The 21,082-nt window shown below is 47.4% G+C and carries 24 protein-coding genes and 1 pseudogene; 18 read left to right on the forward strand and 7 right to left on the reverse strand.

Annotated elements, in window-relative coordinates:
- Window positions 1-35 precede the first annotated feature (35 nt).
- Window positions 36-713, reverse strand: coding sequence for a CidB/LrgB family autolysis modulator (locus tag OVA33_RS05920; protein WP_017418642.1), 678 nt, complete (start codon window positions 711-713; stop codon window positions 36-38).
- Window positions 695-1,081, reverse strand: coding sequence for a CidA/LrgA family holin-like protein (locus tag OVA33_RS05925; RefSeq protein WP_007407725.1), 387 nt, complete (start codon window positions 1,079-1,081; stop codon window positions 695-697). Before OVA33_RS05925 ends, OVA33_RS05920 begins: the two co-directional genes overlap by 19 nt.
- 106 nt (window positions 1,082-1,187) lie before the next feature.
- Here OVA33_RS05925 and cidR point away from each other — a divergent pair, with 106 nt between their 5' ends.
- The 6 genes and pseudogenes from cidR (at window position 1,188) to OVA33_RS05955 (ending at window position 5,935) form a co-directional block, all read left to right on the forward strand.
- A complete protein-coding gene (cidR, locus tag OVA33_RS05930; protein WP_003150908.1) occupies window positions 1,188-2,096 on the forward strand; it encodes a cidABC operon transcriptional activator CidR in 909 nt (302 codons plus the stop codon).
- A gap of 2 nt (window positions 2,097-2,098) precedes the next feature.
- Window positions 2,099-2,917 carry a hydroxyethylthiazole kinase gene (gene thiM, locus OVA33_RS05935; protein ID WP_063636530.1) on the forward strand — a complete coding sequence of 273 codons (819 nt, stop codon included), beginning with the start codon at window positions 2,099-2,101 and terminating at the stop codon, window positions 2,915-2,917.
- Window positions 2,914-3,588 (forward strand): thiamine phosphate synthase, encoded by a 675-nt coding sequence (gene thiE, locus OVA33_RS05940; protein WP_104842941.1) that lies wholly within the window; start codon window positions 2,914-2,916, stop codon window positions 3,586-3,588. Before thiM ends, thiE begins: the two co-directional genes overlap by 4 nt.
- 72 nt (window positions 3,589-3,660) lie before the next feature.
- Window positions 3,661-3,970 (forward strand): annotated as a pseudogene (locus tag OVA33_RS20625) (Efem/EfeO family lipoprotein); the annotation flags it as partial.
- Window positions 3,971-3,988: 18 nt separating this feature from the next.
- On the forward strand, window positions 3,989-5,245 hold the full coding sequence (gene efeB, locus OVA33_RS05950; RefSeq protein ID WP_128974143.1) for an iron uptake transporter deferrochelatase/peroxidase subunit: 1,257 nt from the start codon (window positions 3,989-3,991) through the stop codon (window positions 5,243-5,245).
- Window positions 5,246-5,332: 87 nt separating this feature from the next.
- Entirely contained in the window at window positions 5,333-5,935 is a 603-nt protein-coding gene (locus OVA33_RS05955) for a DsbA family oxidoreductase (RefSeq protein ID WP_128974142.1), read from the forward strand.
- 20 nt (window positions 5,936-5,955) lie between these two features.
- On the opposite strand, the gene OVA33_RS05960 is transcribed toward OVA33_RS05955, so the two are convergent.
- The 3 genes from OVA33_RS05960 to OVA33_RS05970 all read right to left on the reverse strand — a co-directional run bounded on the left by OVA33_RS05960 (window position 5,956) and on the right by OVA33_RS05970 (window position 7,689).
- Window positions 5,956-6,630 (reverse strand): glycosyltransferase family protein, encoded by a 675-nt coding sequence (locus OVA33_RS05960; RefSeq protein WP_025649415.1) that lies wholly within the window; start codon window positions 6,628-6,630, stop codon window positions 5,956-5,958.
- Window positions 6,630-7,310: a class I SAM-dependent methyltransferase gene (locus OVA33_RS05965; protein ID WP_014306063.1), complete on the reverse strand. Its 681-nt coding sequence runs from the start codon at window positions 7,308-7,310 to the stop codon at window positions 6,630-6,632. Before OVA33_RS05965 ends, OVA33_RS05960 begins: the two co-directional genes overlap by 1 nt.
- A 217-nt stretch (window positions 7,311-7,527) precedes the next feature.
- Window positions 7,528-7,689: an anti-repressor SinI family protein gene (locus tag OVA33_RS05970; protein WP_003150917.1), complete on the reverse strand. Its 162-nt coding sequence runs from the start codon at window positions 7,687-7,689 to the stop codon at window positions 7,528-7,530.
- 335 nt (window positions 7,690-8,024) lie between these two features.
- On the opposite strand from OVA33_RS05970, the gene OVA33_RS05975 reads away from it, so the two are divergent.
- The 4 genes from OVA33_RS05975 to galT all read left to right on the forward strand — a co-directional run bounded on the left by OVA33_RS05975 (window position 8,025) and on the right by galT (window position 11,881).
- Window positions 8,025-8,648, forward strand: a complete 624-nt coding sequence (locus OVA33_RS05975; protein WP_014419191.1) for a TetR/AcrR family transcriptional regulator — start codon at window positions 8,025-8,027, stop codon at window positions 8,646-8,648.
- Between the two features lie 79 nt (window positions 8,649-8,727).
- Window positions 8,728-9,114: a GtrA family protein gene (locus tag OVA33_RS05980; RefSeq protein WP_042635745.1), complete on the forward strand. Its 387-nt coding sequence runs from the start codon at window positions 8,728-8,730 to the stop codon at window positions 9,112-9,114.
- Window positions 9,115-9,165: 51 nt separating this feature from the next.
- Window positions 9,166-10,350 (forward strand): galactokinase, encoded by a 1,185-nt coding sequence (locus OVA33_RS05985; protein WP_128974141.1) that lies wholly within the window; start codon window positions 9,166-9,168, stop codon window positions 10,348-10,350.
- Window positions 10,340-11,881, forward strand: a complete 1,542-nt coding sequence (gene galT / locus OVA33_RS05990) for a UDP-glucose--hexose-1-phosphate uridylyltransferase (RefSeq protein WP_065180322.1) — start codon at window positions 10,340-10,342, stop codon at window positions 11,879-11,881. Before OVA33_RS05985 ends, galT begins: the two co-directional genes overlap by 11 nt.
- Window positions 11,882-11,897: 16 nt before the next feature.
- Here the strand turns inward: galT and OVA33_RS05995 are convergent, their stop codons facing one another.
- Window positions 11,898-12,143 carry a GlsB/YeaQ/YmgE family stress response membrane protein gene (locus OVA33_RS05995; protein ID WP_003150926.1) on the reverse strand — a complete coding sequence of 82 codons (246 nt, stop codon included), beginning with the start codon at window positions 12,141-12,143 and terminating at the stop codon, window positions 11,898-11,900.
- A gap of 502 nt (window positions 12,144-12,645) precedes the next feature.
- Between OVA33_RS05995 and qoxA the strand changes: the two genes are divergently transcribed.
- From qoxA to qoxD, 4 genes are read left to right on the forward strand one after another with little or no spacing between them, the layout of a single operon-like run.
- On the forward strand, window positions 12,646-13,611 hold the full coding sequence (qoxA, locus tag OVA33_RS06000; RefSeq protein WP_012118744.1) for a cytochrome aa3 quinol oxidase subunit II: 966 nt from the start codon (window positions 12,646-12,648) through the stop codon (window positions 13,609-13,611).
- Window positions 13,612-13,638: 27 nt separating this feature from the next.
- Window positions 13,639-15,588, forward strand: coding sequence for a cytochrome aa3 quinol oxidase subunit I (qoxB, locus tag OVA33_RS06005; protein ID WP_007614578.1), 1,950 nt, complete (start codon window positions 13,639-13,641; stop codon window positions 15,586-15,588).
- A 14-nt stretch (window positions 15,589-15,602) separates the two neighbouring features.
- The gene (gene qoxC, locus OVA33_RS06010; protein ID WP_003150930.1) at window positions 15,603-16,217 is read left to right on the forward strand and encodes a cytochrome aa3 quinol oxidase subunit III; all 615 of its coding nucleotides are present in this window, start codon (window positions 15,603-15,605) and stop codon (window positions 16,215-16,217) included.
- 1 nt (window position 16,218) lies between these two features.
- Window positions 16,219-16,587 (forward strand): cytochrome aa3 quinol oxidase subunit IV, encoded by a 369-nt coding sequence (gene qoxD, locus OVA33_RS06015; RefSeq protein ID WP_014419185.1) that lies wholly within the window; start codon window positions 16,219-16,221, stop codon window positions 16,585-16,587.
- 43 nt (window positions 16,588-16,630) lie between these two features.
- Here qoxD and ywcE read toward each other — a convergent pair whose 3' ends face one another.
- The gene (gene ywcE / locus OVA33_RS06020; protein ID WP_007614574.1) at window positions 16,631-16,891 is read right to left on the reverse strand and encodes a spore morphogenesis/germination protein YwcE; all 261 of its coding nucleotides are present in this window, start codon (window positions 16,889-16,891) and stop codon (window positions 16,631-16,633) included.
- Between the two features lie 291 nt (window positions 16,892-17,182).
- Here ywcE and OVA33_RS06025 point away from each other — a divergent pair, with 291 nt between their 5' ends.
- The 4 genes from OVA33_RS06025 to OVA33_RS06040 all read left to right on the forward strand — a co-directional run bounded on the left by OVA33_RS06025 (window position 17,183) and on the right by OVA33_RS06040 (window position 21,050).
- Window positions 17,183-17,644, forward strand: a complete 462-nt coding sequence (locus tag OVA33_RS06025; protein WP_128974140.1) for a GNAT family N-acetyltransferase — start codon at window positions 17,183-17,185, stop codon at window positions 17,642-17,644.
- A gap of 201 nt (window positions 17,645-17,845) precedes the next feature.
- Entirely contained in the window at window positions 17,846-19,033 is a 1,188-nt protein-coding gene (locus OVA33_RS06030; RefSeq protein WP_014419183.1) for an FtsW/RodA/SpoVE family cell cycle protein, read from the forward strand.
- Window positions 19,034-19,135: 102 nt separating this feature from the next.
- The gene (gene nfsA, locus OVA33_RS06035) at window positions 19,136-19,885 is read left to right on the forward strand and encodes an oxygen-insensitive NADPH nitroreductase (protein ID WP_025649410.1); all 750 of its coding nucleotides are present in this window, start codon (window positions 19,136-19,138) and stop codon (window positions 19,883-19,885) included.
- A gap of 163 nt (window positions 19,886-20,048) precedes the next feature.
- Complete coding sequence (locus OVA33_RS06040) at window positions 20,049-21,050, forward strand: LLM class flavin-dependent oxidoreductase (protein ID WP_017418656.1); 1,002 nt, start codon at window positions 20,049-20,051, stop codon at window positions 21,048-21,050.
- Window positions 21,051-21,082: the final 32 nt, after the last annotated feature.

Consider the following 21,082-nt stretch of genomic DNA (forward strand, 5'->3'; position numbering starts at 1 on the left):
TGTTTTTAATTTAAATATAGTGAAGTTAATGAGGGTTAAAAAAACGAAAGCAAAATCGGGGCCGCGCACAGTGTCATAATCGCGGCGAGAATCATGGACACGCTTGAGATCGTTCCTGATACGGAGCTGAGCTCAAATGCTTTAGATGTTCCCGCTCCGTGCGCGCTGGTTCCGAGCAGCACGCCCCGGGCAATTTCGTTATCAATGCGGAAATAGCGGATGACCATCGGCCCGATGATCGTTCCCAATAAAGCCGTTAAAATGACGAAAACCGCTGTAACGGCCGGCATCCCGCCGATCATTTCTGAAACGTTCATGGCAATCGGCGTCGTCACGGATCGCGGCACGAGACTGTCGACTAAGCTGCTGCCGAGATGGAACCATTTGGCGATAAAGGCCGTTGACAGAATGGCGATACATGAACCGACCGCTACGTTCAAAATAATTTCCACGGCGTATTTCTTTAAAATCGGGAAATATTTATAAAGCGGGATGGCGAACGCCACTGTTGCCGGCTGAAGCATATCGGTCAGCAGTCCGCCGCCGAGATTGTATGTCTGATACGGGACATTGACAAGAAGCAGCAGTACGACCAAAACAGCGGGCGTAATCAGAAGCGGCGACGTATACACCCGCGGAAAACGAGTGTAGAGTTTTTTCGCGCCCAAATATACTAAGACAGTTAAGAATAAACTTATGATTCCGATGAACACGTTTGTTTTTTCTCCTTTCTTTTTGCTATCAGCTGTGTAAGCGTACCTGTTGAAACCATCACGACAAATGTGCTGATGACGACGACAAGTAAAATGCTTACGCCGAATTTAGACATAATATCTCCGTATTCAATCACTCCGACGGCAGACGGGATGAAAAACAGCAGCAGCTCACCGAGGAGCCATGCTGCGCCAAGCTCAATCCATTCAAGTTTGATAATCTTGAAATGCAATAATGTGAAAAGAATCACAATCCCGATTATACTGCCGGGAATATTTATATGAAGAGCCGCCGTGACCCAATTGATCAGACGCGCAAATATAAACAGCAGAGCGATTTGAATAACGGTAAGCAGCAATTTTTTCATAATGATGCCTCCCTTATATTTATATTGTACAGAAGGTTTTCCTATAGGTAAAATACATATAAAGAATAATGTGTATTCCTTTTGTCTATAGAAAGGATGAAATGTAATGGATATCCGGCACTTAACGTATTTTTTGGAAGTGGCCCGTTTGAAAAGCTTTACGAAGGCTTCACAGTCGCTGTATGTTTCACAGCCGACAATCTCAAAAATGATTAAAAACCTGGAGACGGAGCTCGGCATTAAGCTGTTTTACCGCAATGGCCGGCAAGTTGAACTGACTGACGCCGGGCAGAGCATGTATGTGCAGGCGCAGGAAATCACAAAGTCATTCCAAAACCTGACTTCAGAGCTGAATGATATTATGGAAGTGAAGAAAGGGCACGTCCGCATCGGTCTTCCGCCGATGATCGGGTCCGGCTTTTTCCCGAGAGTGCTCGGTGACTTCCGCGTCACATATCCCGATGTGACGTTTCAGCTTGTTGAGGACGGCTCTATTAAAGTGCAGCAAGGGGTGGAGGACGGCTCGCTTGATATCGGGGTCGTCGTGCTTCCCGCGAATGAAGAAATTTTTCATACGTTCACAATCGTCAAGGAAACCCTTATGCTCGTCGTCCATCCGTCACATCGGCTCGCTGACGAGAAAGAATGCAGTCTTCACGAATTGAAAGAAGAGCCGTTCATATTTTTCAGGGAGGATTTTGTCCTTCATAATCGAATTATGACGGAATGCGTGAAAGCCGGATTCAGGCCGCACGTCATTTATGAAACGTCACAGTGGGACTTTATCAGCGAAATGGTATCGGCCAATCTCGGTATCGGCCTTTTGCCGGAAAGAATCTGCCGCGGTCTTGATCCTGACAAAGTCAGAACCATTCCGCTCGTTCATCCGGTCATTCCGTGGCATTTAGCAATCATTTGGCGGAAAGACCGCTATATGTCCTTTGCCGCCAGAGCCTGGCTGGAGCATACGAAATCGTATTTATGGAATCCGAAAAAGAGAAAAAAGGATGATTAAGCATGGACGCACAAACCGCAGCTCAACACTTGAGTAAAGTGCGGGATCAAAACCCGCTCGTTCACAGTATCACCAATAATGTCGTCACGAACTTCACCGCTAACGGACTGCTCGCGCTCGGCGCATCGCCCGTTATGGCTTATGCAATTGAGGAGGCCGCCGACATGGCGAAAATCGCAGGAGCGCTCGTCCTGAATATAGGCACCCTCAGTTCGGCGTCGGTTGAAGCTATGATCGCAGCCGGAAAATCGGCCAATGAAAACGGTGTTCCGGTCATTTTTGATCCGGTAGGCGCCGGCGCCACGCCGTTTCGGACGGCATCAGCCCGCAAGATCATACAGGAGGTCCGCTTGTCCGTCATTCGCGGAAATGCCGCGGAAATCGCCAATATTGCCGGCGCCCCTGATTGGAAGATAAAAGGCGTGGATGCGGGGGAAGCCGGAGGAGATGCGGTTCAGCTCGCTAAGACGGCTGCAAGCAGGCTGAAGACGGTCATTGCGATTACCGGAAAAACCGACGTCATCTCCGACGGCACCGACACATACGCCGTACATAACGGTGATAAACTGCTGACGAAGGTGACGGGGGCGGGATGCCTGCTGACGTCTGTAATCGGAGCCTTCTGCGCAGCGGGGCAGGACGTTCTGCAAGCGGCCGTTTCAGCCGTTTCTGTATACGGAAGCGCCGCTCAGCTTGCCGCTTTGGACACCTCCCATAAGGGGCCGGGCAGCTTCCAGATTGAGCTTTTAAACAAGCTGGCAAGCATCTCAGAACAAGAAGCGGCCGAGCTTGCCGCAATTGAAAGGGTGATAGAAAAATGACGCGTATTTCTCGGGAAATGATGAAGGATATGTTATCGGTTTATTTTATTATGGGATCAAACAATACAAGCGCAGACCCGGTTTCCGTGGTGAAAAAAGCAATTGAGGGCGGCGCTACGCTTTTTCAATTTCGGGAAAAGGGGAGCGGTTCTTTAACAGGGGATGAACGTGTCCTGTTCGCGAAGCGGGTGCAGGATGTCTGCAGGCAGGCCGGGATTCCTTTCATCATTAATGATGATGTCGAATTGGCCTTGCGCCTTGAGGCGGACGGAGTGCATATCGGACAGGATGACGCAGACGCCGAAGAAACGAGAGCGGCAATCGGCGATATGATTCTCGGTGTGTCAGCACATAACGTCTCCGAGGTGAAGCGGGCGGAAGAAGCCGGAGCCGATTACGTCGGAATGGGCCCGGTCTATCCGACCGAAACAAAAAAAGATGCTGAAGCCGTGCAGGGCGTTACATTGATTGAAGAGGTACGGCGTCAGGGCATCACCATTCCGATTGTAGGAATCGGCGGCATTACGGCTGACAACGCGGCGCCCGTCATTGAAGCGGGTGCAGACGGCGTCAGCATGATCAGCGCCATCAGCCAAGCCGAAGATCCAAAAGCGGCGGCGCGGAAGTTTTCAGAGGGAATTCGGCGCTCCAAAGCAGGGCTGTCCCGATAGGGCGGCCCTTTTTCTGTGTGCGCAAAAAGGCAGTGACGGACTTGGAGAATATAAGCCGTATGTCAAGAACAGAGCAATCAGCTTGCAATATCGACCGAAGCGTTTGACGGCTCTATCGCTTCTCTCAAAGTGACGCCTGAACCAATCACCGCCGGCGCCGAAGGCTCAAAAGCCCTCTATAAAACAGTGAATAGCGCGCAGTGAGAGTCACGGAAAACTTAATGCGGAATTCAGCGAATTTGAAGTTTTGATGTCGAAATACAAAACGTGCGATCAATCGTATACGTCTTGTGATACATTAAGTACAGATCAAATCAGAGAGATAAGCACGAAGCTGACGGCTCTTTCTGAAACCATGTCGAAGATTGCCGATGTGCTTTAAAAGGAGTTAAGACACAGCATGAGCGATGAACATAACAAGGAAAAACAGATCCACAGACGGGATGTCCTGAAGTGGGGCGCCGTCGCGGGCGCAGCCGTCGCTATCGGAGCGAGCGGCCTCGGGGGACTCGCGCCGCTCTTCAAACCGGCGGCCACCGCTTCAAAGAAGAATGATGAAAAACATGATCGTGATCAAATCGTTCCTTTTTACGGAAAGCACCAAGCAGGAATCACAACGGCGCATCAGACGTATGTGTATTTTGCGGCGCTTGATGTCATGTCAAGCGACAAAGCCGATGTCATCTCCCTTTTCAAACAATGGACAAGCCTGACACAGCTGCTGACTTCAGGCGCCGTCCCGTCAGGCGAACAGAAAAATAAATATATGCCTCCGCAGGATACCGGGGAGTCGCAGGATCTGGCACCGGCGAATTTGACCGTTACCTTCGGCTTCGGCCCCGGGTTTTTCGAGAAAGACGGGAAGGACCGCTTCGGACTGAAAGATAAAAAACCGAAGCACCTCGCCGATATTCCGCCGATGCCTAACGACAAGCTCGATAAGAAACAAGGCGGCGGTGATATCGTCATACAGGTCTGCGCGGATAATGAACAAACGGCGTTTCACGCGGTGCGCAACCTGATGAAACAGGCATCGGGTGTGTGTGAAGTCCGCTTTCTTAATAAAGGTTTCTTAAGCGGCGGAAAAAACGGAGAAACACCGCGCAACCTCTTCGGATTCAAAGACGGCACCGGCAACCAAAGCACGAAGGATGAAAACCTGATGAATTCGATCGTTTGGGTTCAATCAGGAGAGCCGGACTGGATGACGGGCGGCACGTACATGGCGTTTAGGAAAATTAAGATGTTTTTAGATATATGGGACCGTTCATCCTTGAAGGAACAAGAGGACACGTTCGGGCGGGTGAAAAGCTCGGGCGCGCCTTTCGGACAAAAAAAGGAAACCGATCCCGTGAAGCTGAATCAAATTCCCGCCGACTCGCATGTCAGCGTGGCAAAATCAACCGGCAGACAGATCCTGCGCCGGGCATTTTCCTATACGGACGGAATTGATCCGAAGACAGGCTATGTTGACGCAGGCCTGCTGTTTATCTGCTTTCAAAAAGACCCGGACCGCCAATTTGTCCCGATGCTGAAGGCTTTGGCGGCAAAGGATGCGCTGAATGAATACACACAAACGATCGGCTCTTCCTTATTCGCCTGTCCCGGCGGCTGTAAAAAAGGAGAATATATCGCCCAAAGGCTGCTGGAATCGTGACACCTTCCATATGGAGGGTGTTTTTTTAAAAAAACACTTGTAACTATAAAAGTTACAACTTAAAATGATAAGGAAAGGAGACTTACAATGACACTGCAGATTAAAGTATATTCGGATTATGTATGTCCGTTTTGCTATGTCGGCAAAACGGCGTTTGAAGAAGCTATCAAAGACAAGGACGTACAGGTGGAATGGATGCCGTTTGAATTGCGTCCGAGCCCCTCGCCGAAACTTGATCCGGTGAATGATCCCGCCAAGCGGCAGATGTGGAAAAACTCCATTGAGCCGATGGCGCAGTCGTTAGGCGTTGAAATCACGTTCCCCCGCGTGTCACCGCATCCTTACACGGATTTGGCATTTGAAGGCTTTCATTTCGCAAAGGAACATGGGAAAGGAAGCGAATACCATACACGCGTTTTTCAGGCGTTCTTTCAGGAAGAACAAAATATCGGTGACGTTGGCGTGCTGACAAAGCTTGCGGAAGAAGCAGGACTTGACGGTGCTGCCTTCAAAGAGGCGCTTGAGACAAGAGCGTACAGACACGTACAGCAGGAAGCGCTCCGCCATGCTTATGAGGAAGCCGGCATTACGGCAGTGCCGACGTTTATCATCGGCGATGAGAGAATCCCTGGCGCGGCGGGAAAGGAAACCTTTGAACAAATCATTGAGCGGGAACTGAATAAACGTTAACCCGAAAAAAGCCCTCTCGATCAGCGAGAGGGTTTTGCCATATAGTGTTTGACAAATGTTTGTCTGTCCGCTTCATATGCCGCGGCGTCAAAGGAGTCGCCGCAAAAATGAAGGCACCAAGGGTCTTTCTGGCAGGCGACGCCGACTTGATAGCCGTGTTTTTGAAATTCGAGCGACTGTGATGTGTCGTAAAAATGAAAGCCGCGAAACAAATCCTCCCGCCACTCCACGTCATATTGAGCCGCCATTAACAAGCCGTCAATGGCGTCAGCGGGCGTAAACAGGCCGTCTTCATCACCGTGCTCAAAATCCAGCGGGTGATAAGCATTCCCCCGGTATTCAATCACTTTTCCCATCCGCTGTCCGCTTTCCCACCAAATGCCGTTCGGCGGCAAGGTTTTGCAGCCGGCGACACCGAGAAGGCCGAGCTCCTGATGAGATTGAAAGATATGAAGCATGTCATGAAGGATATGCTGATGAATGATAAAAGTATCCTGATGCAGATAAATTTTATATTTGGAGGGGTGTTTCAGCGCTTTGTTGTAGGACGAGGCCATGCTTGCTGAATCGTATATCGGCATGATATCAACGGAGTATGAAGGGGGGACGGTAAGCTGCATGATATGGCTCTTGCACCGGGAGTACAGCGACTCATCATTCACACAGACGACAAACAGAAATGAATGTGAATCCATTACATGCTCCTCTCGGCCTCAATCACATATTGATAGGCCGATGCTTCTGTCATAAAGTCATGCCTTATGCCAAGCTGTACGCATACTTCGTGCAATGATGCGATGGCTTTGTGGTAAGAAGGGTGATCAACGCGGATCGCCTCAATGCGTTTCACCTCATAGCCGGCGGCTTTAAATAATGAAAGCGTCTCTTCCCGGGTAAAAAAACGCAGGTGGGTCTGATCCATTAATCCGGCGTCACTGTAAGTCCATTTGCCGGCTAAAAGCTCCAGCACGACTGAGATGTGGCCGACATTCGGTATGCATGCAAGCACCGTGCCGTCTTTTTTTACATAAGGACGAAGCTTTTTCAGCACTGACCACGGGTCGACAAGATGCTCCAGAACGTCTCCGAACAGCATGCAGTCGAATTGCTCTGATTCGTACGGAAGAATGGCGGATTCAATGTCGCCGCAAAGCACGTGGCTCAATTTGCTTTCCGCCTTTTTTGCGGCTTCGGGATACGCTTCAATGCCGTAAACCGTTATTCCGCGGTCTTCGATCGCCGCTCCTAAATTGCCTGTGCCGCAGCCGACATCAAGCACTGTCCGCCAGTTTTCGTCTATTTTGTTCAATAAATAAGGATTCAGGCCTTCGTAGTAGTTCTGTTGTTTTTCATCATAATAGGGATTCGTATCCATCTGTGTATCACCTCATAAATGGGCATATACACAAGATATGCAGCGGGGGGATCTCATATCACCATGTTTGGCTGTTCAATTGCGGAATACGGACGGGAATGGTTGTCCGGTATACGGTTTGTTCTCTGATTCCCCTCTTATTGCGGATGTTCCTTTGAAAACTCGGGTGCGGGCGGACTGTGGCAGGTCATATAGTAAAAGGATCCGCCTGTAAATCTTACCGCTGGCGGATGGTGTTTTTCATTGGTGTTTTTTTCTTCACCGCTTTTTCAGTATTTAAGAAGCGCCTCACATCGTCAATGTGCAAACCCATGATTCTAGCCTCTTGAATTAACAATTGCCAATCTTGATCTATATCTTTCATTACATGAGTTTTCATAAGAACCTCCAATTGAAAAATTGATTTGCCCAGCTACAGCAGCCAATGTATAACAAATATCACACATAGTTGGCCGGTAATCCCAAATTGAAGATGAATTCACCTACCTATTCCCTAAGAAAATGACTGAAATAACCAAAATCCTTCAAGAATTCTTACATATAATAATAAACAAATAAATACTGACTGGATAGTATGCAAATAAAAATAAATCATATGACCTATTAACATATACCCTCAAAGCGTCGACTAGCATATTCTTTTTGCATAAAAAATACCGCAAAAGAATGATTCGGTGTAAGATAAAGTGAATGATCAAACAGCTGGGGTAAAAAATGAAAAAAAACAAATTTCAAATTAAGAGAGAAGAAACATTTGAAAGTTTTATTGACGCAGGCCTTCATCTCCTGATTGAAAGAGCTTACGATTCAGTCTCAATCGATGACATCAGTAAAGCGGCGGGTTTCAGCAAAGGCGCGTTTTACGTTCATTTTGAAAGCAAGGAAGATTTTCTGAAGCATTTATTAGACAGGCGTCAGATTAAAAAAAGGATCATCACCGGCTATCTCGACGAATTAGAAAAGCAAACCGCGCGGCCGTTGACGCTTTGTGAAGCTGCGGCAAGCGCGGCCAGCCTGTTGATGCGGTTTGTAAACAGCAAGCCTGCCTGGAATGTTGTGTCTTTTGCCGTTCATATGCCTACTTACAAAGTCGTCAGTGAATATGAAGCTTATATCCGTCTTTATAAGTTATGGATAGAAGAAAGCACCATGTACATAAATTGGCTCAAATCGAGAAATTTAATAGAAGACCATATAGATACCGAGCATACCGCTAAAATGATGTGCGCGCTCATCGACGGGATGATTAAGCAATCCAATGTGCTGGGAAGGCCGGTTACTTTCCGCAGCATGTTTGACGCGCTTTATGTTTTTGTCAGCGGCAGAAAATCAGGGTAACGTTCTTCTTGATTTGACAAAAGGTTTAGAAAAGTCTTTCAGAAAGCGAGGAACTGCCATGCGTTACAGAGAAATTATGATGTATATCATTATGGGGATATTCACGACCATCGTGAATATCGTCAGTTTTTACTTTCTGACGTCGGCATTTGAGATGGATTACAAGGCGGCGACTGTCGCTGCTTGGGTTCTGTCCGTTCTATTTGCATATGTCACGAATAAACTGTATGTATTTCAGCAAAAGACCGCGGGGATGCGGAGTCTGATGAAAGAATTGACGGCCTTTTTCAGCGTGCGGGTATTGTCTCTCGCCATCGATCTCGCCATGATGATTCTTCTGGTCAGTCAATTTCATATGAACGAAACGCTGGCGAAAATCGCCGATAACGTCATTATCGTAGTCGTCAACTATGCGGCCAGCAAGTGGATTGTCTTCAGAAAAGCGAAAGAAGAGGGCGTGTCATAACGGTTTCTTTCCGCGCCCCGGGGGAAAGTGTAATGGTGAAAGGGGATGCGTATGAAGCACAAAATAAAGAAAGCGTTTGCTGATGTATTCGGGGAATCGGAGGACCTGCGCATTTTCTTTGCGCCCGGCAGAGTGAATCTCATCGGAGAGCATACGGATTATAACGGGGGCCACGTCTTTCCGTGCGCGCTGACAATCGGTACATATGCAGCTGTCCGGGAGAGAGGGGACAGGCTCGTCAGAATGTACTCTCATAATTTTAAAGAAGCGGGCATAAAGGAATGCAGTCTCGATGATATCCGCTATCAAAAAGAGGACGGGTGGGCCAATTATCCGAAAGGGGTCATGGCGGAATGTCTCGGCAGCGGTTTTTCCCTTCCGCACGGCTTCGATATTGTGTTCTGGGGAAACATCCCGAACGGCGCGGGGCTGTCATCTTCGGCTTCCATTGAACTTGTTACGGCGGTCATTCTCAAGGAATGCCATGAGCTTGAGGCGGATATGCTCGACTTGGTGAAGCTCGCTCAGTCGGCGGAAAATTCCTTTATCGGCGTCAGCTGCGGAATGATGGATCAATTCACCATCGGAATGGGAAAGAAACATCATGCGATTCTGCTGAATTGCGGGACGCTCAGTTTTGAATATACAAAACTCGGGCTGTCGGGGCTGTCGATCGTTATTGCAAATACCAATAAAAAACGAACGCTTGCAGACTCAGGCTATAATACGAGGCTCAAGGAGTGCGGGGAAGCGCTTTGTGATCTTCAGAAGCATCTTTCCGTTCAATCACTGGGAGAACTGACCCCTTCCGCTTTTGACGCCCATGCGGAGCTGATTCAGAATGAAGTGAACAGACGCCGGGCAAAACACGCCGTCTATGAAAATCACCGCACAATAGAGGCCGCCGACATGTTCAGTAACAATCAGCTTCATCATATCGGTGAATTAATGAGGGATTCGCATCTCTCTTTACGCGATGACTGCGAGGTGACGAGTCATGAGCTGGATACACTGGCTGAAGCGGCCTGGCGCCACGGCGGGGTGATCGGATCAAGGATGACGGGAGCCGGTTTCGGCGGCTGTACAGTCAGTATCGTCAAGGACGATGCGGTTTCGGATTTTATTGAAACGGCAGGGGCCCGCTATGAGGAAAAGACAGGGAGAAAAGCTGACTTTTACACGGCGGGTGTCGGAGCCGGAGCGAGAGAACTAAAGGGGGATGACGATGGCAATTGAGCGGCACGTGGAACGTTTAATCCGGTACGGATTGCAAAAAGAGCTGATTTCATTTCTTGATATTGAATATACAAGAAACCGTTTATACGAAACTTTGCATATTACCCATCCGGAGGCTTCAGAACAGAAAGAAAATGAATCGGCGGCATCATTGCCGGACATATTGGCCCCGATTTATGAATGGGCGGCAGAAACGGGCCGGATGGCAGCCGATACAGACACCTATCGCGACCTGCTGAGCGCGAAGATCATGGGCTGTTTTGCCCCGCAGCCGTCCGAGATTGTCCGTCGTTTTGAAGAAACAAAGGCGGTGCACGGGCCGGAGCAGGCGACAAAGGCGTTTTACCAATTTTTAGAGGATGTGTATTATATCCGTTCGGACAGAATACAGCGGAATGTCGGGTGGACGGCTGAGACGGCTTACGGAAAGCTGGACATCACGATCAACCTTTCAAAACCGGAAAAAGATCCGAAAGCAATTGCCGCTGCCAAAGAGCAGCCTCAATCCGATTATCCGAGATGTGTTCTTTGTAAAGAAAATGTCGGGTACGAGGGGAGACCGGATCACCCGGCGCGTCAAAACCTTCGTGTCATTCCGGTCATTCTCGGCGATGAGCAGTGGTTTCTGCAATTTTCTCCGTATGTGTATTACCGGGAGCATTGCATCGTTTTGAAAGACCGGCACGAACCGATGAAGATCAGCAAAAAAACGTTTGACAGGCTGCTGTCGTTTGTCAGCCAGTATCCTCATTATTTTCTCGGTTCCAATGCTGATCTGCCGATTGTCGGCGGCAGTATTTTAAGCCACGACCATTTTCAGGGAGGCCATTATGAATTCCCGATGGCGCGGGCGGAGACAGAAAGCCGGTACAGGCTGCCTGACTATCCGAAAACGGTGCTGGGAATTGTGAAGTGGCCGATGTCGGTCATCCGCCTGCAGAGCGAGAGCGCGTCTGAGCTTTCCGGCGCGGCGGATGCCATCCTGCGGGCGTGGCGCGGTTATTCCGATGAGGCGGCTGATCTCCTCGCCTTTTCAGGAGAAACACCGCACAATACAATTACGCCGATTGCCCGGCGGAGAAACGGTTTATTCGAATTAGATCTCGTCCTCAGAAATAACCGCACCTCTGATGAGCATCCGCTGGGAATTTTTCATCCCCATCAGGAAGTTCATCACCTGAAAAAAGAAAATATCGGACTGATTGAGGTAATGGGGCTTGCGATTCTGCCGGGCCGCCTTGAACAAGAAATGAAATACACGGCTGAAGCGCTGTGCTCACCGGACCCGGAAGCGGTCTTAACGGCAGGCCCTTCTGCGGCAAAGCATAAAGATTGGGCGCTCAGTGTGCTGCATAAGCGGAAGATAACGAAAGAAAACGCGGAACAGATTCTGAAAGAGGAAATCGGCCATGCCTTTGCGCGGATACTGGAGCATGCCGGTGTCTTTAAACAGACAGAAGAAGGCAGAGCGGCTTTCCGGCGGTTTATCCGCCATTTGGGCGCTCTACCGGAAAAAAGCCTCATCCCATAAGGGACGAGGCTTTTTTTTATCCTCTGCTTCTGGCGATCAGGCTGAATAAGAATACCACGATCGCAGCTCCGATGATTGCCGGAATGATGGCAAAGCCGGCAAGGTGAGGACCCCATGTGCCGAGCAGTCCGTGCCCGATCCATGCGCCGATCAGACCGGCGATCATTGACCCGATGATTCCCCCGGGCATACTGCCTTTTACAAATAAACTTCCGATCCAGCCGATAATAATAGCGACAATCAGAGATACGATAAAACCCATAAATATCACTTCCTATTTTTTATTATTTATGCCTATATGTTTCCTTCGTTTTGTCCATATTAAACATATGAATGCGTTTTTTATAATGAACATATCAAGGCGCGTTCCGGTCTTTTTTTTCACAATGCGTTGCGTTAAAATGGAAACCGTGTGAAAAGGTGTGAGCAAAGGAAAAAATATTTCTTTTGTAGAATGTTTAACAAAATGAAACTTTTTGTTGACCAGCGATTTTTATTATGGTAAACCTTTATTTGGTATTATTCGTTCTCACTATCTTTTTTCTCTATATATGCTAAATGATCTAAAACTTTTTATGTTTGATTTGCGCAAGTGGAAAAAGTTCATGCATTTTTTGACGATTTTGTGACATTAGGTCGAAAAAAAGATGAACTTTAGAAAAAAATAAAGCTAATAAGGGCAGATTTTGATAGCATAACAAGGTAGATAGAGAAAAGATTTTGAGAAAGTACATTTCAGATTCACTACATCAATAGGAAGGATGGTGATCTTCTTGTTCAGAGCATTTAAACCGTTACTTTTATTAGCGATGTTGGCTGTTGTTTTCGTACTGGGCGGATGCAGCGACATTTCCGTTTTAGATCCGAAAGGACCTGTAGCAGACCAGCAGAAAGATCTGATTCTCTTGTCAATCGGATTTATGCTGTTCATTGTCGGCGTCGTATTCGTACTATTTACAATCATTTTAGTGAAATACCGCGACCGCAAAGGCAAAGACAGCGGAAATTACAAGCCCGAGATGCACGGCAACACGTTCTTAGAAGTAGTCTGGACAGTGATCCCAATTTTAATTGTTATTGCACTTTCTGTGCCTACCGTACAGACGATATATTCGTTAGAAAAAGCGCCTGAAGCGACAAAGGATAAAGAGCCTCTTGTTGTTTATGCTACTTCGGTAGACTGGAAATGGGTATTCAGCTACCCAGAGCAGGATATTGAGACGGTTAACTACCTGAACATTCCTGTAGACCGTCCGGTTTTATTTAAAATTTCTTCAGCCGATTCAATGGCATCGCTATGGATTCCTCAGCTTGGGGGACAAAAATACGCGATGGCGGGAATGCTGATGGATCAATACTTACAGGCTGACAAAGTGGGAACATATGAAGGCCGCAACGCGAACTTCACCGGCGAACACTTTGCCGACCAGAAATTCAACGTAAAAGCTGTTACGCAAAAAGACTTTAACAGCTGGGTGAAAAAAGCCCAAAGCGATTCTCCAAAGCTGACGAAAGAGAAGTATGACGAACTGATGCTTCCGGAGAATGTCGGAAAATTAACGTTCTCTTCTACACACTTAAAATACGTTGACCACGGCCAAGATGCCGAATATGCGATGGAGGCGCGCAAACGCCTTGGCTACAAAGCCGTATCACCGCACTCTAAAACAGATCCGTGGGAAAATGTAAAGAAAAACGAATTTAAAGTATCCGACGATAAACAAGATTGAAATTGAACAAGAAAGGAGGAAGCCCGAATGAAATTGAGATGGGATGAATTTTTTGTAACAGGTGACCCATTAATTCTGGGCGCACAAGTTTCCATTGCGCTTTCCACTATTGCTATCATCGTTGTACTCACATACTTCAAAAAGTGGAAGTGGCTCTGGTCTGAATGGCTTACGTCTGTAGACCATAAGAAACTTGGAATCATGTACATTATCTCTGCTGTTATCATGCTGTTCCGCGGCGGGGTCGACGGCTTGATGATGCGCGCCCAGTTAGCGCTTCCTAATAACAGTTTTTTAGACTCAAACCACTATAATGAGATCTTTACGACTCACGGTACGATCATGATTATCTTCATGGCGATGCCGTTTTTAATCGGTCTGATCAACGTTGTCGTACCTTTGCAGATCGGTGCGCGCGACGTAGCATTCCCTTACTTGAACAACCTGAGTTTCTGGACGTTCTTCGTAGGTGCGATGCTTTTCAATATTTCTTTCGTTATCGGAGGTTCTCCGAACGCAGGCTGGACGAGTTACATGCCGCTGGCAAGCAACGACATGAGTCCCGGGCCTGGTGAGAACTTCTACCTGCTCGGTCTTCAGATTGCCGGTATCGGTACGCTGATGACGGGTATCAACTTTATGGTGACGATCCTGAAAATGCGTACGAAAGGCATGACGCTGATGCGTATGCCGATGTTCACATGGACGACGCTGATTACAATGGTTATTATCGTATTCGCCTTCCCTGTTTTGACAGTGGCATTGGCGCTGTTATCATTTGACCGTTTGTTCGGCGCTCACTTTTTCACGCTGGAAGCCGGCGGTATGCCGATGCTTTGGGCTAACTTGTTCTGGATTTGGGGACACCCTGAAGTATATATCGTTATCTTACCGGCATTCGGTATTTTCTCTGAAATTATTTCAGCGTTTGCAAGAAAGCAGTTATTCGGTTACAAAGCGATGGTCGGCTCAATTATCGCCATTTCCGTCCTGAGTTTCCTTGTATGGACTCACCACTTCTTCACAATGGGGAACAGTGCGTCTGTTAACTCTTTCTTCTCGATTACAACGATGGCGATTTCGGTTCCGACCGGGGTTAAAATCTTTAACTGGCTCTTTACGATGTATAAAGGCCGAATCAGTTTTACAACACCGATGCTGTGGGCGCTTGCGTTCATCCCGAACTTCGTTGTCGGCGGGGTAACAGGGGTTATGCTTGCGATGGCTGCAGCGGATTATCAATACCATAATACGTACTTCCTCGTATCTCACTTCCACTATGTGCTGATCGCGGGTACGGTATTTGCATGTTTCGCAGGATTTATTTTCTGGTATCCGAAAATGTTCGGCCACAAGCTGAACGAAAGAATCGGAAAATGGTTCTTCTGGATCTTTATGATCGGATTTAATGTATGTTTCTTCCCTCAATACTTCTTGGGGCTGCAAGGTATGCCTCGCCGTATTTACACTTACGGACCGAATGACGGATGGACTGCATTGAACTTTATTTCAACTGTCGGAGCCTTCATGATGGGTGTCGGATTCTTAATCCTTTGCTACAACATCTACTACAGCTTCCGCTACTCTACTCGCGAGATCAGCGGAGATTCATGGGGCGTGGGACGTACGCTTGAGTGGGCGACTTCATCTGCGATTCCGCCGCATTACAACTTTGCGGTGCTTCCTGAAGTGAAATCTCAAGATGCGTTACTGCAATTGAAAGAAGACAAAACGGATATTCATCCGGAAAGCAAGTTCAAGAAAATCCATATGCCGCACAACTCCGGAAGACCGCTTATTATGTCAGTGGCGTTCGGTATTGCAGGCTTCGGACTTGTATTTGAATGGTTCTGGATGGGCATTGTCGGCTTGATCGGCATTCTGCTTTGCATGGTGCTTCGTTCATTTGAATATGACAATGGCTACTATATACCTGTTGAAGAAATAAAAGAGACGGAAAGAAAGATTTCCGAATAAAGGAGGCGTGATTTATGGAACATGCAGAACACGGCAATTCTAACGCGCCTATGGAATATCAATCTGAAACCGGCAGACTCAATATTCTCGGGTTTTGGATCTTTTTAGGGGCAGAGATTGTGTTGTTCTCAACACTATTTGCAACCTTCTTCGTTCTTCAAAGAAGAACAGCAGGAGGAGTCTTACCGGCTGAATTATTTGAAGTGAAGCTTGTCATGATCATGACATTCCTGCTTCTGATCAGCAGTTTCACCTGCGGGATCGCTGTTCATGAAATGCGTCGCGGAAGTTTAAAAGGCGTCGTCATTTGGACGATCATTACGCTTCTTCTCGGCGCGGGCTTCGTCGGATGTGAGCTTAACGAGTTCATCCACTATGTACATGAAGGAGCATCTCTCGGTACAAGTGCTTTCTGGTCTGGATTCTTCGTCCTTCTGGGAACGCACGGAACGCACGTAACGATCGGTATCTTCTGGATTGCCGGCATCTTACTGCAATTGAAGAAACGCGGATTAACGCCGCAGACGTCTTCAAAAATCTTTATCTCAAGTTTATACTGGCACTTCTTAGACGTTGTTTGGATCTTCATCTTTACAGGCGTCTATCTCATCGGATTGGGGGGACTATAATATGGCAAACAAATCTGCTGAACACAGCCACTTTCCGTGGAAGCATATCGTAGGTTTTGCGTTGTCTATTATTCTGACCCTGCTGGCCCTTTGGGTTGCGGTATATACGGAATTAAGCCCATCAGCAAAACTCTGGATCATTTTCGGATTCGCATTTATCCAAGCCGGTCTTCAGCTTCTCATGTTCATGCACATGACAGAAAGCGAAAACGGCGGAATTCAAGTCGGAAACACGCTCTTCGGATTTTTCGGAGCGATTGTTATCATCCTTGGTTCCATCTGGATCTTTGCGGCGCACTACCATCACGGTGACCATATGGATGGAAACCCTCCTGGCGGTGCGAAGCAACATTCCGAACATCAGGAATAAAAAGAAACCCTCTTCGTTTATGCGAAGAGGGTTTTTTGTGCCTTTATTGGCTTCTTCTCCGGCGCAGGCGCGGAAGGCCGTAAATGATAAAGGCGGCGATATGGGCAACGATGACGTTGGCGGCAAACAGGATGATCATGAGTGTATGGCCGAGAGGGGATAGGCTGCTGGTTGCGTAAAAGTAGAAGAAAACCCACATGAGAATAATTGGCGGTATGGCCGAAAGAGCCACTTTTTTGTTATCCAGCCAGATAAAGAGGGGTGTTGCGCTTGCGACCAGTAAATAAGCAAAAAACATGTCCATCTTACGTGTCTCCTTTCATTTTATGGGAGCGTTTCCAAAATGAAATACAGAGAATAAAATGTGTCTGTTTTGTGGTCGTTTTTTGAACATTTTGTTACAATTATTATACCATGTTTTCCAATTTTTGATACCGCTTTTTCGAGAAATGTATTGCAACTATTGCTTCATTTTTGGATAGGTACAAGAAACCGGAAAGGCCAAATACCCTGTCACATTTCCGGACAATGGAATGGCGCAGGCTGTGAACCTTTGCTATGGTCAAAGAAACATGCACAGCAAGGGTGGTTTGAAGTGGACGTAAGGAAAGAAGATGTCACAGCGCCGGATGTCATTGCGCTTTTGCAGGATCATCTGAAGAGCATGACCATGCATTCTTCTCCGGAAAGTATACATGCGCTCAATGCGGACCGGCTGCGTCAGCCTGACGTTACGTTTTGGAGTGCGAGGGAAAACGGCATTCTGCTCGGCTGCGGTGCCTTAAAGAAGCTAAACAGCCGGCACGGTGAGATCAAATCAATGAAAACCTCTCCGCATCATGTCAGAAAAGGCGCAGCCAACCGGATCCTCCGCCATATGCTTGAAGAAGCAAGGCGGCGGGGCTATCAGCGGATCAGCTTGGAAACCGGTTCTATGGAGGCTTTTCTCCCCGCCAGACGCCTGTATGAAAAAGCCGGGTTGTTTCAATATTGTGATCCGTTTGCACATTATAAAGAGAACCCGAACAGCTTGGTTATGACGTTAAACATAAGCTGAAACCCCTTTTCTGACGAGAAGGGGTTTTTTATCGGAAAAGTTTCATCATGACCGAAACATTTCCTTTTCTGACACGTCATATGTCGTGTAGTCCCCAAACCGTAAAAAATAAAAAGGAAGCAACCTCATCATGTTTTCTTGAACGGTGTTCATGTATAATAAACAATAGTGACTTCCGATGAAAATGTAAGGCGGGATAGAATGAGTCGATATAAGAAACAGCAAAATCCCTATTATCAGGGGGATTTGATTTTTATATTTGGTGTGTTTTTAATAATTAGTGTTGCGGCGATTTATGCGGCCGGACAGTTCGGGCAGTACGGAGGCAGTGCCTGGATGAAACAGATTGTCTTCTATGTTATAGGTGCGGGATTCATCGGATTATTGCTGTACTTTGATTTAGAGCAGCTTGAAAAACTGAGTCTGTACGTATTGATTGCCGGCGTGCTGTCGCTGCTCCTTTTGCGTGTGGCGCCGGAATCCATCGCGCCGATTAAAAACGGAGCGAAGAGCTGGTTTCAAATCGGAAACTTTACCCTCCAGCCCTCTGAGTTTACGAAAATAGGAATTATGATGATGGTCGCGTCCATTATATCGAAGGCGGGCCCGAAGGATCAAAGATCACTTCGGGAAGATGTGAATCTGCTCTTGAAAATTGCGGCATGGACGGTCATTCCGCTCGGGCTGATCGTTTTGCAGGATGCCGGAACGGGTGCGATCTGTCTGTTTATCGTTATGGTGATGGTGTTTATGTCGGGTGTAAACTGGAAGCTGATCACCATCATCGGCGGTTCGGCCGCGCTTGTGCTTGGCCTTTTCTTAGTTCTCGTGATTGAATTTCCCCATGTGGCGAATTCAATCGGCATTGCGGATTATCAAATTAACCGGATTACATCGTGGATGTCTGACTCCAGTGCGGCAACGACTCAGGCAGAGAGCGATAAAAGCTGGCAGGTGGATCAGGCCGTTATGGCGATCGGATCGGGCGGCATTACCGGAAACGGCGTTCATAATCTGAAGGTGTACGTACCTGAGGGACAGACCGACTTTATCTTTGCGATTTTGGGTGAAAGTTTTGGATTTTTAGGCTGCGCCATTGCGGTTGTCATGTTTTTCTTTTTAATTTACAGACTTGTGGTGCTGATTGACCGCTTGCATGCGTTTAACCGATTTGGCGCGTTTTTTTGCGTAGGATTTACTGCACTTATCGTGATTCACACCTTCCAGAATATCGGGATGAATATCGGCATTATGCCGGTTACCGGTATTCCGCTGCTGTTTGTCAGTTATGGGGGGAGCTCGGTGCTTTCTACATTAATCAGCTTCGGGATCGTATATAACGCAAGTGTGCAGCTGACGAAATATAAAAGCTACTTGTTCAATTCTTAATGTGAGACGGCTCGTTTTTCGGGCTGTCTTTTTTTGTTTAGAGCATTTCGCTTTTGACATGATTCCCTTTCGGATATGATATATAAAGAAGGAGGCTTTTATATGAACAATACCATCGAAACTATACTTAATCATCGGTCGATCCGATCATTTACTGACGAGCTTCTGACAGCAGAAGAGATAGATACATTAGTGAAAAGCGCCCAGGCGGCGTCAACGTCCAGTTACGTGCAGGCTTACTCCATCATCGGTGTAACCGATAAAGAGAAAAAGCGGAAGCTGGCGGCACTGGCCGGAAACCAGCCTTACGTCGAAAATAACGGGCACTTGTTTGTGTTCTGCGCTGATTTGTACCGCCATAAAAAACTTGCTGAGGAAAAAGGCGAAAACATTACCGAGCTTCTTGAGAATACGGAAATGTTTATGGTCAGCGTCATTGATGCCGCACTTGCCGCACAAAACGTAAGTGTTGCCGCGGAATCAATGGGACTTGGCATTTGTTATATCGGAGGCATTCGAAATGAACTTGATCAGGTGACGGAAGTGCTTGGAACGCCTGACCATGTGCTGCCGCTGTTCGGCTTGGTAGTCGGTCATCCCGCTCATCCGTCCGGTCAAAAGCCGCGCCTGCCGAAACAAGCCGTATATCATGAAAACACATACGATACGAATGAAGAACACTTCCGCAGTTATATGAAGGAATATGATGAAACCATTTCCGCTTATTATGATAATCGGACAAACGGCAAGCGGATTGAAACGTGGTCTGATCAAATCCTGCAGTTCATGAAACAAAAACCGAGAACCTATTTGAATCAATATGTAAAAGATAAAGGTTTTCAAAAGAATTAAGAAAAAACCTCTCCTGACCGGGAGAGGTTTTTTTATGTTTCACGTGTAACATATTTCGACAAAATGGAACAAGGTATATAAATGTTTATCATCAGGGATGCTTATAAGCATACAGAAAGAAAAAACGGCTTAGCAGTGGTACGATGTTGATGAGGTGACAGTGATGATTTCATTAAGCATATTAGATCAATCTCCTGTATCAGAAGGGAGTTCCGCGGAAAGCGCGCTGCGGAATACAGTAAGACTGGCGCAGGAGGCGGAAAAGCTCGGATATAAGAGGTTTTGGGTGTCAGAGCATCATTTTTCAGAGCGGTTGGCGGGTTCAAGCCCTGAAGTGCTGATCAGCCATATTGCGGCGAAAACGAATGAGATTCGTGTAGGATCGGGCGGTGTCATGCTTCCGCATTACAGCGCATATAAGGTGGCGGAGAATTTCCGCGTGCTTGAAGGTTTGACGCCGGGCAGAATCGATCTCGGATTGGGACGGGCGCCGGGCGGAATGCCGATCGCATCATGGGCGCTGAATGACGGCGGGAAGCGGAATGCTGATCAATATCCGCAGCAGATTCGTGAGCTGGCGATGTATTTGCATGATGCAGCCGATGACAATCACCGTTTTCCGAATCTGACCGCATCACCCCTTATTAAGACGGCGCCGGAAGTCTGGCTTCTCGGTTCATCGGGGGAAAGCGCGCTTCTGAGCGCAGAAACGGGAGCAGGCTATATGTTTGCCCACTTTATTAATGGAGAAGGCGGAGAAAGCACGACGGCACAATATAAGCGCAGATTTAAACCTTCTGCATTAGGAAAAGAACCAAAAACGGCCGTGGCGGTGTTTGTGCTGTGCGCGGATACGGAGGAGAAAGCGGAGGAACTCGCGGCTGTCATGGATTATACACTGCTTGCGGGTGAACAGGGGATTCCGCTTCACGGCGTACCGTCTTACGAAACCGTCCGCGGAAATACGTATACACCGTATGAACAAAGACGAATTGCCGATAATCGGAATCGAATGATCATCGGAACGAAGCTGCAAGTGAAAGAACAGATTCTGGCTCTCAGTAAAGCATACGGAACAGAAGAAGTGATGGCTGTAACCATTACTCATCATTTTGAAGATAAACTTCAGTCATACCGCCTGCTTCGAGAAGCTTTTGCCGAATGATCAGAAAGAAACCCTGCTGATGCTCCAGCAGG

The organism is Bacillus sp. KICET-1, assembly GCF_027721405.1.
GTDB lineage: Bacteria > Bacillota > Bacilli > Bacillales > Bacillaceae > Bacillus > Bacillus velezensis.